The sequence below is a fragment of the Nocardioidaceae bacterium genome (assembly GCA_018672315.1).
Taxonomy (GTDB): Bacteria; Actinomycetota; Actinomycetes; order Propionibacteriales; family Nocardioidaceae; genus TYQ2.
Window position 1 is genome coordinate 1,337,039 of sequence record CP076053.1, and the last position, 13,265, is coordinate 1,350,303.

A 13,265-nucleotide genomic window follows, 5' to 3' on the forward strand; every position below is an offset into this window, starting at 1 on the left:
GGTCAGTCCAGGACGGGCACGTCGACGACGTCGGAGAGCCACTGCTGCTCGATGTCGTCGAGGGTGCCGTCCTGCTCGAGCGTGGCGAGGGCCTCGTCCACGCACGGCACGAGGGTCGAGCCCTTCTCGAAGAGCATCCCGAACGCGTCGGCGTTCGCCTCGTCCTCGAACTGCCCCACGATCGTCGCCCGCGGGATCTCGACCGCGGTGATGTAGAACGCCGTCGGAAGGTCGGCCACGACGGCGTCGACCTGGCCGTTGAGCAGCGCCTGCTTCGCGGAGTTGGTGTCCTCGAAGACCAGGGGGTCGGTGCTCGGCTGCACCTGCTCGCGGATCGCGGTCAGCGACGTGGTGCCGGTCTGGGCGCCGAGCGTGAACTCCTGGAGGTCCTCGATGCTGGTCGCGTCGGCGACCGGGGAGTCCTCCAGGGCGATCAGGCCCTGGCTGGCGACGTAGTAGGGCTCGGAGAAGTCGACGACCTCGGCACGCGCCGGGGTGATCGAGATCTGGTTGATGTCGAAGTCGAAGCGCTTCGGCCCGGGCGCGTAGCTGTTGTTGAACGGCACGGTCACCCACTCGACCTCGCCCCGGGCGTAGCCGAGCTCCTCGGCGACCGCGTACGCCACCGCCGACTCGAAGCCCTCGCCGTTGGTCGGGTCGTTGTCGGCGAACCACGGCTCGTACGCCGGGGAGTCGGTGCCGACCGTGAGCGTGCCGGGCGTGATGGTCCCCAGCTGCTGCGGCGTGCACGTCGCCTCGGGCGCGGACGACGAGGCGGTCGAGGACGACCCGGTCCCCGTCGCGGGTGACTCCTCCTCCACCGGGGCGCAGCCCAGGACGGTCGTCGCGACCAGCGGGACGAGGGCGGCAGACAGCAGGCGGGCACGCGTACGCATGAGCAGAAGCGTAAGAGAGGGACCCGTGTGCACGCCGTTGCATATGCACCTCGTTGCAGGCACACTCCGGTGTATGGCCCTCGAGCACGCCCTCCTTGTGTCGCTGCAGGAGCGACCCGCGGCCGGGCTCGAGCTGACCCGCCGCTTCGAGAAGTCCATCGGGCTCTTCTGGCAGGCCAGGCACCAGCAGATCTACCGGGTGCTGGCCCGCATGGAGGCCGACGGCTGGATCACCGCCGAGACCGTCGCCCAGCGGGGCCGCCCGGACAAGCGGGTCTACTCCCTCACCGCCGACGGCCGGGAGGCCCTCGCCGAGTGGATCGCCACCCCGAGCGAGACCGAGCCGATGCGCAGCGACCTCGCGGTCAAGATGCGGGGAGCGGCGTACGGGGACCGTGAGGCCCTGCTCGACCACGTCGCCGAGACCCGCGCCGAGCACGCCGCGAGGCTGCGGTCGTACGAGTCCATGAGCCTGCGCGACTACCCCGACCCCGACGCTCTCGAGGGCGCCGACCTCGACCGCTACCTGGTGCTGCGCGGCGGCGTACGCCTCGAGCGGTTCTGGGTCGACTGGCTCGACGAGTACCTGGAGGCGTGGCAGCGCGTCTCCCCCGAGAAGAAGGACACGGCATGAGCACCCCCACCGATGCGCACGGCGAGACGAACCACCCGACGTACCCGCACCTGTTCACTCCCCTGACCGTCGGCGGCGTCACCCTGCGCAACCGCTCGGTGATGGGGTCGATGCACACCGGGCTCGAGGACCACCCCTGGCAGATCCCGCGGCTGGCCGCGTTCTTCGCCGAGCGGGCGCGCGGCGGGGCGGGCCTGATCGTCACCGGCGGGTACGCCCCCACCAAGCGCGGGTGGCTCAAGCCGTTCGCCTCGGAGATGAGCAACCGGCTGCACGCGATGCGCCACCACGCGGTCACCGATGCCGTGCACGCGGAGGGGGGCGCGATCGCGCTGCAGGTGCTGCACGCGGGCCGCTACGGCTACCACCCGCTCAACCAGTCGGCCTCGACACGCAAGTCGCCCATCAGCCCCTTCAAGCCCTCGCGCATGAGCACGGCACAGGTCGACCGGACCGCGTCGGCGTTCGCGAAATCGGTGGGTCTGGCGAAGAAGGCCGGGTACGACGGCGTAGAGATCATGGGATCCGAGGGCTACCTCATCAACCAGTTCCTCGCCGCTCGCACCAACGACCGCGACGACCGCTGGGGCGGCACGGCGGAGAAGCGGATGCGGTTCCCGATCGAGATCGTGCGTCGCGCGCGCGAGGAGGTCGGCGACGGCTTCGCGATCATGTACCGCATCTCGCTGCTCGACCTCGTCGAGGACGGGCAGACCTGGGAGGAGGTCGTGGAGCTCGCGAAGCACCTCGAGGCGGCCGGGGTCTCGATCTTCAACACGGGCATCGGCTGGCACGAGGCGCGGATCCCCACGATCATCACGCAGGTCCCGCGGGGCATCTGGGCCGACTCCACCCGCCGTCTGCGCCCCGAGGTCGGTGTGCCGGTGTGCACCTCGAACCGCATCAACACCCCCGAGCTCGCCGAGGAGCTGCTCGCCGACGGCACGGCCGACCTGGTGTCGATGGCGCGGCCGTTCCTCGCCGACGCCGACATCATCAACAAGGCCCGCGACGAGCGCAGCGACGAGATCAACACCTGCATCGCCTGCAACCAGGCGTGCCTGGACCACGTGTTCGCCAACAAGCCGGCGTCGTGCCTGGTGAACCCGCGCGCGTGCCGTGAGACCTCGCTGAACCTGCTGCCGATCCCGACCCAGCGCGTACGCCGCCTCGCCGTCGTCGGTGCCGGCCCCGCCGGCCTCGCCGCGGCCGTCAGCGCGGCCGAGCGGGGCTACGAGGTGACCGTCTTCGAGAAGAACCCCGAGATCGGGGGTCAGTTCAGGCTGGCGATGGCCGTGCCCGGCAAGGAGGAGTTCGCCGAGACGCTGCGCTACTACGCCCGGCGCATGGAGGTGCTCGGCGTCGACGTGCGCACCGGCACCGAGGCCTCCGCGGACGACCTCGCCGCGTACGACGAGGTCGTGGTCGCCACCGGGGTGACCCCCCGGGTGCCGGGTCTGCAGGGCATCGACCACGAGAAGGTCGTGCTCTACAACCACGTGCTCGACGGCACCGTCACCCCGGGCAAGAGGGTCGCCGTCATCGGCGCCGGCGGCATCGGTGTCGACATGTCGACGTACCTGGTGCACGACCCCGACGAGACGCCGGAGGACTGGCTGGCCTACTGGGGCGTCGGCGACCCGTCGAACTACCGCGGCGGACTGGCCCCGAAGAAGGACCGTCCGGCGCAGCGCGAGGTGTGGCTGTGCCAGCGCAAGACCTCCGCGATCGGCAAGGACCTGGGCAAGACGTCGGGCTGGGCGCACCGGGCCGTGCTGAAGGACTCCGGGGTGCACCGGGTGCCGGGCGTGGAGTACGTCAGGGTCGACGACGCCGGCCTCCACCTCGAGGTGGACGGTGAGGCGAAGGTGCTCGACGTCGACCACGTCATCGTCTGCGCGGGCCAGGAGTCCGAGCGCGGCCTCTACGACGCGCTCGCCGACCTCGGTGAGGGTGAGGGCCGCCCACGGGTCCACCTGATCGGAGGCGCTGACGTGGCCGCCGAGCTCGATGCCAAGCGGGCCATCAAGCAGGCCACGGAGGTCGTCGCCGCTCTCTGAGCGATGCGACCTCACGGTCGCGACCGGGCACGCGAGAGGAAGGCGTTACGCAGGCCTCACGCGTGCCGGGTCGGGCCGAAACATCTGATTCCTAGCGTCCTGCGCAGACGGTCCCGCTCGGGGACCTCGTCCCGCAGGAGCCCCCATGACCATCGCCCCGGAGGCCGCAGGCGCCTCGCAGAAGACCGCGCCCGGACAGGTGCCGCCAACACGCGACGACCGCGGGTGGATCACCGACTGGCGTCCCGAGGACGAGCAGTTCTGGGAGTCCACCGGCAAGGCCGTCGCACGCCGCAACCTGGTCTTCTCCATCCTCGCCGAGCACCTCGGCTTCTCGGTCTGGGTGATCTGGTCGATCGTGGCCGTCCGCCTCAACGAGGTCGGCTTCGCGTTCACCGACTCCCAGCTGTTCTGGCTGGTCGCGCTGCCGGGCCTGGTCGGAGCGACGCTCCGCCTGCCGTACACCTTCGCCGTGCCGGCCTTCGGCGGCCGCAACTGGACGATCGTCTCCGCGCTGCTGCTGATCGTGCCCGGCGCCGGTCTGGCCTGGGCGGTCAACGACCCCACCACCTCCTTCGGGACCATGCTGTTCGTCGCGGCGCTCGCCGGCGTCGGCGGCGGCAACTTCGCCAGCTCGATGACCAACATCACCTGGTTCTTCCCCGAGCGCGAGAAGGGCTGGGCGCTCGGCCTCAACGCCGCCGGCGGCAACATCGGCGTCGCCGTCGTGCAGGCGCCGTTCATCGTCGCGGCGGTGATCGGCATCGGCGGCGGCATCGCCCTGTGGCGTGCCGGTGCGATGTGGATCCCCCTGGCGCTGGTCGCGGCCTTCCTGGCCTGGAAGTACATGGACAACCTCACCGTCGCCAAGACCGACTTCGCCCCCAGCGCCCGGGTGGCGAAGCGCCGGCACACCTGGGTGATGAGCTTCCTCTACATCGGCACCTTCGGGTCCTTCATCGGCTACTCCGCCGCGTTCCCACTGCTCATAAAGACGACCTTCGAGGACGTCGACCCCGTCTCGTACGCCTTCCTCGGAGCCCTCGTGGGCTCGCTGATCCGACCCGTCGGGGGTCGGCTCGCCGACCGCATCGGCGGCGCGCTGATCACCTTCGCGAGCTTCGCGGCCATGGGTCTCGGCGTGCTCGGTGTCGTCTACGCCCTGAGCATCGAGAGCTTCTGGCTGTTCTTCGCCTGCTTCATGGTGCTCTTCGTCGCCACCGGCGTCGGCAACGGTTCGACGTACCGCATGATCCCCGCGATCTTCCGCCACGGCGTGGACACCGGCGACGCGAGGGCCACACTCACCGCCAAGCGCGAGGCGGCCGCGGCGATCGGCATCATCTCTGCGATCGGCGCGTACGGAGGCTTCATCGTGCCGCGCACCTACGGCTGGTCCGACGGCGCGTTCGACTCGATCGTGCCGGCGCTGTACCTCTACGTCGGGCTGTACGCCGTCATGTGCGCCGTGACCTGGGTCTTCTACCTGCGCAGGGGCGCCACGATGGCCCAGGCCGGCGTCTGAGCATGACCGAGCTGAGGGACGCCCCCGGCACGCGCGGCGTCGACACGCACTGTCCGTACTGCGCACTGCAGTGCGCGATGACGCTGACGGCGACCGAGGAGGGGACGGTCGAGGTCGCCCCGCGCGACTTCCCCACCAACCAGGGCGGCCTGTGCCAGAAAGGGTGGACCTCCGCCGCGCTGCTCGACCACCCCCGCCGGCTCACCCACCCGCTGGTGCGCGGCGCGGACGGCGAGCTGCGCCGGGCCTCCTGGGAGGAGGCCATGGACCTCGTCGTCACCCGCCTGCACGGGATCCGCGAGGCCGACGGCCCCGACGCGATCGGCGTCTTCGGCGGCGGCGGGCTGACGAATGAGAAGGCGTACACCCTGGGCAAGTTCGCCCGTCTCGCGCTGCGCACGGCGATGATCGACTACAACGGACGCTTCTGCATGAGCTCGGCCGCCGCCGCCGGCAACCGCGCGTTCGGGGTCGACCGGGGCCTCCCCTTCCCCCTCCCGGACCTGCAGGGCGCGGACGCCGTGCTGCTGGTCGGCTCCAACGTCGCCGACACGATGCCGCCGTTCGTGGCGCACCTCGACGGCGTGCGGCGCCGCCGCGGACTCGTCGTGGTGGACCCGCGCTTCTCGGCCACCGCAGGCCTCACCTCTGACGGGCAGGGCCTGCACCTGCGGGCCCTGCCCGGCAGCGACCAGGTGCTGCTGCTGGGACTGCTGCACCTGCTCGTCGCCGAGGGACGTGTCGACCACGACTACCTCGCGCAGCGCACCAGCGGGTGGGACGACGTACGCCGTGCCGTCGCCGCCTGGTGGCCGCAGCGCGTCGCCGACCGCACCGGGGTCCCCGAGTCGCAGCTGCGGGCCGCCGCCCGGCTGTTGGCGGCGGCGTCGCCCGCGGGCGGTGGCCGCGGGGCCTACGTGCTGACCGGACGCGGCGCCGAGCAGCACGTCGACGGCACCGACACCGTCACCACGGCCGTCAACCTCGCCCTCGCGCTCGGGCTGCCCGGCCGCGTAGGCAGCGGGTACGGCTGCCTCACCGGTCAGGGCAACGGCCAGGGGGGTCGCGAGCACGGACAGAAGAGCGACCAGCTGCCCGGTTACCGGATGATCACCGACCCGGCTGCCCGCGAGCACGTCGCCCGGGTCTGGGGAGTCGCTCCCGATGTCATCCCCGGTGCCGGCGTGCCGGCTGTCGAGCTGCTGCGACGTCTCGGGCGTCCGGCCGACCAGGGGGGCGTCCGCGCACTCATGGTGCACGGCTCCAACCCTGCCGTCTCGGCCCCCGACGCAGGCGCTGTCACCTCGGCGCTGCGGTCGCTCGACCTGCTCGTGGTCTGCGACCTCGTGCCCAACGAGACCACCGCGCTCGCCGATGTCGTGCTGCCCGTTGCGCAGTGGGCCGAGGAGGACGGCACCATGACCAACCTCGAGGGGCGCATCCTGCGTCGTCGCCGTGCAGTCGATCCTCCGGGGGAGGTGCGCGACGAGCTCGCCGTGCTCGCCGACCTGGCTGCACGCCTCGGCTGCCCCGTGCCCCTGGCGCGCGACGCGGCCGCCGTGACCGCCGAGCTGGCTGCGGCGAGCGCGGGCGGGCGCGCCGACTACGGCGCCCTGACCCTTGAGCGGGCCGGCGACGAGCCGGACCTGCACTGGCCGGTCGGCGCCGACGCCCCACAGGGCACACCGCGCCTGTTCACCGAGCGGTTCGCGCACCCGGACGGTCTCGCGCGCATGGTCGCCACCACACCGCCCACCGGCCCCGCCGACGACGTGCGCGCCGCCCGGCCGTACTACCTCGTGACCGGCCGGGTGCTCGCCCACTACCAGTCGGGCGCCCAGACCCGCCTCGTCGACGCGCTCGCCCGCAGCGCCGACGGGGCGCACGTCGAGATCCACCCGCGGACCGCCCGCACCGTTGGCGTCGGGGACGGCGACCGCATCGAGGTCACCTCCGACCGCGGCCGCGTGGTCGCCCCGGCGCGACTCACCCGCTCGATCCGGCCGGACACCGTCTTCGTGCCGTTCCACTGGCCCGGCGAGGGCCGTGCGAACTCCCTGACCACGAGCGCGACGGACCCGGTCTCGGGCATGCCCGAGTTCAAGACCTGCGCCGTCAGTCTGGCCCCCGCCCCAGCACCCGCCCCTGACCCCGTCGCCGAGGAGATCCCGTGACGTACGCGCCAGAGGTCCACCCCGTCACCCGTCCCGCCCCGGGCCCGACGCGCGTGGTCGTCGTCGGCGCCGGCATGGTCGGGCACCGGGTCGTCGAGGAGCTGCTGCGGCGCCACGAGGACGGGTCGACCGGTGGCGCGTCGGGTCCGTCCGGTCTCGCCGTCCACTGGGTCGGGGCGGAGGCGTACGGCGCGTACAACCGCATCCTGCTCTCCGAGGTGCTCGCCGGCCGGCACGACCTCGCTGCGCTGGAGCTGCCACGGCTCACGGATCCGCGGCTGACCACCCATCTCGGCGTCCCGGTGCGCCGCCTGGACCGCACGGGCCGCCGGGTCGAGCTGGCCGACGGTCGCCGCCTCGCCTACGACCACCTCGTGCTCGCGACCGGCGCCGACGCCGTGGTGCCCCCGATCCCGGGACTGACGGCCGGCCTCCCGCGCCACGCGCACGTGCTGCGCGGCGTGGACGACGCCCGCGACGTGCTCGCGCGCAGCCTGTCCGCGCGTCACGCGGTGGTGCTCGGTGGCGGCCTGCTCGGGCTCGAGGCCGCTACCGCGCTGCGCTGCCGGGGTCTCGACGTCACGCTCCTCCAGCTCGACGACCGGCTCGCGGGCGCCCAGCTCGAGGAACGCCCCGCCGCCCTGCTGGCCGACACCCTGCGCGACCAGGGCATCGACGTGCGCTGCGGCGACGGCATCAGCGAGGTGCTCAGCGACGACGGTGTGCTGCGCGGGGTGCGTACGCGCGGCGGCGACGTGCTCGACTGCGACCTGCTGCTGCTCTCGGTCGGGGCCCGGGCCCGCGTCGAGCTCGCCGAGACGGCGGGGCTGCCGACCGACCGGGGGATCACGGTGGACGCCGACCTGCGCAGTCCGGCGGACGCTCGCGTCCGCGCCGTCGGCGACTGCGCCGCACCGCCCGAGGGCGGCACCGGTCTCCTCGGCCCGGGCTGGGCCCAGGCCTCCTGGCTGGCAGGCGACCTGCTGGCCCCGGGGACGGAGCGTCCGACCGTCGGGAACGGGTCCGGCGCGCCGTCGCGTCCGCTCACCCGGCTCAAGGCGGCCGGCGTCGACCTGGTCGTCATGGGGGTCCGGTCCGACGCGGACCGCCCGGACGCAGCGGGCGGCCCCGACGTCCCGGGCCCGCGCACCCGCGTCGTCACCGTCGACGATCCGCACGCCCGACGGTCGGTCAGCCTGGTGCTCGCGGAGGGACGGCTCGTCGGTGTCACCGCGCTCGGCGCCCCCGACCTCTCGTCGTCCCTCTCCGTGGCCTGGGAGCGGCGTACGCCCGCGCCGCTCGACCCCCTGGCACTGCTGCTTCCCGAGACCGCCGACGAGGAGGGCAACCCCGCTCTCATGCCGGGCGACGTCGCGGTGTGCCGCTGCAACGGGGTGGCCAAGCGCGACGTCGTCGCCGCCTGGGACGCGGGCGCCGACTCCGTCGAGGACGTCGCCGTCGCCACCCGCGCGACCACCGGGTGCGGGGGCTGCCGGTCCCTGGTGTGCGGCCTCGTCGACTGGCTGCGCGAGGTCGACCCCCACGACGCCGCGGGTGCCCCGGGCCGCGGGACGGGGACCTCACAGCCACGGTCGGCGACGGGTGAGCACCCCGTTCCGAGCCCGCAACACGAGGGGACGGCGCCTGTGACGTCCGGTTCCTACGGTGCCTGACATGAGGCCTGACCCGACGCCTGATTCGATGCCCGACCCGACGCCCGGCACCGACCGGTCCGACACCGCCGCAGCACCCCGCCGCGTCGCCGTCGTCGGCGGCGGCATGGTCGCGCACCGGTTCGTCGAGGCCCTGCGCGACCGTGACACCGAGGGCACGTACGCCGTCGACCTGTGGTGCGAGGAGCCCTCCGCGCCGTACGACCGGGTGGCGCTGTCCTCCTTCTTCGACGGCCGCACGCCGACCGACCTGCTGATGGGCGACGCGTCCCTGTGGGACGACCCGCTGGTCACCCTGCGCACCGGCGCACGCGTCGACGAGATCGGGTCCGGCACCGTGCGAGCCGGTGAGGAGACCCACGCGTACGACGAGGTCGTGCTCGCCACGGGGTCCTCGGCCTTCGTACCGCCGGTGCCCGGGGCCGACCTCGCGGGTTGCTTCGTCTACCGCACCACCGACGACGTGGTGCGCCTGACCGACTGGGTGCGCACGCGGTCGGAGCAGCTCGGGCGACCGCTCACCGGCGCGGTCGTCGGCGGCGGGCTGCTCGGTCTCGAGGCCGCGGGGGCCCTGCACGGCCTGGGAGTGACCACGACGGTGGTCGAGTTCGCCCCGCGGCTGATGCCCCTGCAGGTCGACGAGGGTGGCGGCGAGGCGCTCGCCCGCATCGTCGGCCGCCTCGGGGTCGTCGTCGCCACCGGGGTGGCGACGCAGCGGGTCCTCGGCGACCCGGACGACCCGGCCGGTCCCTGCACCGCGATGACGTACGCGGCGCCCGGCGCCGAGGAGCCGACCGAGATCCCCGTCGACGTCGTCGTGTGGGCGACCGGCGTACGCCCGCGCGACGAGCTCGCCCGGGTCGCGGGTCTGGCCATCGGCGAGCGCGGCGGCGTGGTCGTCGACGAGTCGTGCCGGGCCGTGGACGGGGTGTGGGCCATCGGCGAGGTCGCCTGTGCGCAGGGTCGTACGTGGGGGCTCGTCGGTCCGGGCAACACGATGGCCGAGGTCGTGGTCGACCGGCTGCTGGGCGGCGACGCGTCCTTCTCGGGCGCGGACGTCTCGACGAAGCTGAAGCTGCTGGGGGTCGACGTCGCGTCGTTCGGCGACGCGTTCGCCACCGCACCGGGAGCGGTCGAGGTGACCTTCGCCGACCCGGTGGCGGGCACCTACAAGAAGCTCGTGGTCTCCGACGACGCCGCCACGCTGCTCGGCGGCATCCTGGTGGGCGACGCCGACGCGTACGCCTCGCTCCGCCCGCTGGTCGGCCTCGAGCTGGGTGGCGACCCCGCGGCCTGGCTTCTCCCCGAGGGGATGGAGGGGGCCGCCGAGCAGCGCGGCGAGCTGCCCGACGCCGCCCCGGTCTGCTCGTGCAACAACGTCACCGCCGGGGCCGTGCGGTGCGCGGTCACCGACGGGGGCTGCACGGACCTGACCGCGGTCAAGGCGTGCACCCAGGCCGGCACCAGCTGCGGGTCCTGCCTGCCGCTGGTCAAGAAGCTGATGACGACCGAGCTGATCGAGGCCGGCGTCGAGGTGGACCACGCGCTGTGCGAGCACATCCCGCTCTCACGGGCCCAGCTCTTCGACGGCGTGCGCGTCACGGGCCTGCGTACCTTCTCCGAGATCATGCAACGCTTCGGCACCGGCCGGGGCTGTGACATCTGCCGTCCGACGATCGCCTCGATCCTGTCCTCGCTCGGCACGGGCCACGTGCTCGACCCCGACCAGGCGAGGCTCCAGGACACCAACGACCACGTCATGGCGAACATGCAGAAGGACGGCACGTACTCCGTCGTGCCGCGGATCCCCGGCGGGGAGGTGACGCCGGAGGGCCTCATCGTGATCGGCGAGGTCGCGAAGGAGTTCGACCTCTACACGAAGATCACCGGCGGGCAGCGCATCGACCTCTTCGGTGCGCGGTTGGAGCAGCTGCCCGCGATCTGGCGCAGGCTGGTGGACGCGGGCTTCGAGTCCGGCCACGCGTACGGCAAGTCGCTGCGCACCGTGAAGAGCTGTGTCGGGTCGACCTGGTGCCGCTTCGGCGTGCAGGACTCGGTCGGCCTGGCGATCGAGCTGGAGAACCGCTACCGCGGCCTGCGCGCCCCGCACAAGATCAAGCTGGGCGTATCGGGCTGCGCGCGCGAGTGCGCCGAGGCGCGCGGCAAGGACGTCGGCGTCATCGCCACCGACGCGGGCTGGAACGTCTACGTCGGCGGCAACGGTGGCTTCACCCCGCGGCACGCACAGCTGCTGGCCGAGGACCTCGACACCGAGACGCTGGTCAGGGTCATCGACCGGTTCCTGATGTTCTACGTACGCACCGCCGACCGGCTCCAGCGCACCGCCGCGTGGGTCGAGGCGTACGACGGTGGCCTCGACGCCCTGCGCGACGTCGTGCTGGAGGACTCCCTGGGCATCAACGCCGACCTCGAGACGCAGATGGTCGACCACGTCGCCGGCTACACCGACGAGTGGGCAGCCACCCTCGCCGACCCGGCGAAGCTGGCCCAGTTCGTCACCTTCGTGAACGCCCCGGACGTGCCCGACCCCGACCTGGCGTACGTGCCCGAGCGCGGTCAGCGCAGGCCCGCGACCGCCGAGGAGCGCACCGTGATGCTGTCCGGCCCGACCCTGGAGGTCCGACGATGAGCATGATCCCGTTCACCCGCCTCTCGGCCGGGCTCGCGTTCGTGCGCGCCTGCCGCGTCGATCAGCTCATCGCCGAGCGGGGGGTGGCCGTGCTGCTGGGCGACCGGCAGGTCGCGGTCTTCCTGGTGCCCGAGACGGGTCCGGACGGCTCCGGCCGCCCTCACGTCTACGCCGTCGACCACCACGACCCGTTCAGCGGCGCCAACGTGATCGCGCGCGGCATCGTGGGCAGCCGCGGCGAGGCGACGACGGTGGCGTCACCGGTCTACAAGCAGGTGTTCGACCTGGCGACCGGCGAGTGCCTCACCGAGGAGGGCCGCCTCGACACGTGGCCGGTGCGGGTGCGGGACGGGGAGGTCTTCCTCGGCGTGGACCCCGTCCGCGCCGGTCCGGTCACATCGGTGACGTTCCCGCGGGCGGGTGTGCTGGCGGGGTGAGCGGCGTACGCATCCTCACGCGCCCGTCACGCCCCGACGCCGAGGCGCGACCGCCACGACCCATGCTGTTCGCATGAGTCCCGTGCCACCGGTGCTGACCGGTACCCGCATCGTGATCACCGCCCAGCGGCGGGCCGAGGAGCTCGGCGCCGCGCTGGTGCGCCGTGGCGCCGCGGTGGTGCACGCACCGACGCTGGGCGTCGGCAGCACCGTCGACGAGGCCGGCCTGCTCGAGCACTCGGCCGCCCTGGTCGCCGACCCGCCCGACATCGTCGTCGTTACCACCGGCATCGGGTTCCGCAGCTGGATGGACGTCGCCGAGACCGGCGGACTCGCCGAGCAGGTCGTCGCAGCACTGGCACGGTGCCGGCTCATCGCCCGCGGCCCCAAGGCGCGCGGCGCCCTGCAGGCGGTCGGCCTGGTTGCCGACTGGGTCGCGGAGTCCGAGACCTCCGCCGAGATCGCCGAGTTCCTCCTCGCCGAAGGGGTGAGGGGCACGCGCATCGCGGTGCAGCACCACGGGGCCGGCGACGACGCCCTCGACCGGTCCCTCTCCGAGGGAGGGGCGCTGGTCACGGGTCTCGAGGTCTACCGCTGGGGCCCCATGCCCGACCCCGCGGCCGTGCGGGCCTCGGTCGAGCAGGTCGCCCTGGGTGGTATCGACGCGGTGCTGTTCACCTCGGCCCCGGGTGCCCTGGCGTGGCTCGGCGTCGTGGACGAGCTCGGGGTGCGGCCCCGGGTCGAGTCCCTGGCCCGCGACGGTCGGCTGCTGCTCGCGGCGGTCGGACCCGTGACGGCCGAACCGCTCGGGACCGCGGGACTGCCGACGGTGCAACCCGAGCGCTCGCGCATGGGTGCGCTGGTGCGGCTCGTCATCATGCAGCTCGGCGACCAGCACGACGGCATCCCCACGGTCGCCGGCGACCTGCGGCTGCACGCGGCCGCGGCGACCCTGGACCACCGGGTGCTGCCGCTCTCACCCAGCGGGCTCGCCGTGCTGAGGCGTCTGGCCCACGAGCCCGGCGAGGTCGTGTCACGCGCCGCGCTCCTCCAGATGCTGCCCGGCGCCTCCGACGACGCGCACGCCGTCGAGGTGGCGGTCGCGCGACTGCGCGACAACGCCGGTCGCAAGGACCTCGTCCGCACCGTGGTGAAGCGGGGGTACACCCTCGGCCTGCCCCTCTGAGGCCGGTCCCCTCCTCACGCCTGGGAGACT

Annotated in this window: 9 protein-coding genes; 8 read left to right on the forward strand and 1 reads right to left on the reverse strand. The window is 73.2% G+C overall.

Features of this window, described 5'->3' with window-relative positions:
- Positions 1-2: 2 nt before the first annotated feature.
- Complete coding sequence (locus KLP28_06225; protein QWC86287.1) at positions 3-896, reverse strand: transporter substrate-binding domain-containing protein; 894 nt, start codon at positions 894-896, stop codon at positions 3-5.
- Between the two features lie 73 nt (positions 897-969).
- Here KLP28_06225 and KLP28_06230 point away from each other — a divergent pair, with 73 nt between their 5' ends.
- The 8 genes from KLP28_06230 (at position 970) to KLP28_06265 (ending at position 13,235) form a co-directional block, all read left to right on the forward strand.
- Entirely contained in the window at positions 970-1,530 is a 561-nt protein-coding gene (locus KLP28_06230; protein ID QWC86288.1) for a PadR family transcriptional regulator, read from the forward strand.
- Positions 1,527-3,590 (forward strand): NADPH-dependent 2,4-dienoyl-CoA reductase, encoded by a 2,064-nt coding sequence (locus tag KLP28_06235; GenBank protein QWC86289.1) that lies wholly within the window; start codon positions 1,527-1,529, stop codon positions 3,588-3,590. Before KLP28_06230 ends, KLP28_06235 begins: the two co-directional genes overlap by 4 nt.
- Before the next feature lie 145 nt (positions 3,591-3,735).
- Complete coding sequence (locus tag KLP28_06240; GenBank protein ID QWC86290.1) at positions 3,736-5,115, forward strand: MFS transporter; 1,380 nt, start codon at positions 3,736-3,738, stop codon at positions 5,113-5,115.
- 2 nt (positions 5,116-5,117) lie between these two features.
- The gene (locus KLP28_06245; GenBank protein ID QWC86291.1) at positions 5,118-7,289 is read left to right on the forward strand and encodes a molybdopterin oxidoreductase family protein; all 2,172 of its coding nucleotides are present in this window, start codon (positions 5,118-5,120) and stop codon (positions 7,287-7,289) included.
- On the forward strand, positions 7,286-8,962 hold the full coding sequence (locus KLP28_06250; protein QWC86292.1) for an FAD-dependent oxidoreductase: 1,677 nt from the start codon (positions 7,286-7,288) through the stop codon (positions 8,960-8,962). The genes KLP28_06245 and KLP28_06250 overlap by 4 nt, the downstream gene beginning before the upstream one ends.
- Positions 8,963-8,990: 28 nt before the next feature.
- A complete protein-coding gene (gene nirB / locus KLP28_06255) occupies positions 8,991-11,612 on the forward strand; it encodes a nitrite reductase large subunit NirB (protein QWC86845.1) in 2,622 nt (873 codons plus the stop codon).
- A gap of 2 nt (positions 11,613-11,614) precedes the next feature.
- Positions 11,615-12,049, forward strand: a complete 435-nt coding sequence (gene nirD / locus KLP28_06260; GenBank protein ID QWC86846.1) for a nitrite reductase small subunit NirD — start codon at positions 11,615-11,617, stop codon at positions 12,047-12,049.
- A gap of 73 nt (positions 12,050-12,122) precedes the next feature.
- Positions 12,123-13,235: a uroporphyrinogen-III synthase gene (locus KLP28_06265; protein QWC86293.1), complete on the forward strand. Its 1,113-nt coding sequence runs from the start codon at positions 12,123-12,125 to the stop codon at positions 13,233-13,235.
- The last annotated feature ends 30 nt before the right edge of the window (positions 13,236-13,265 follow it).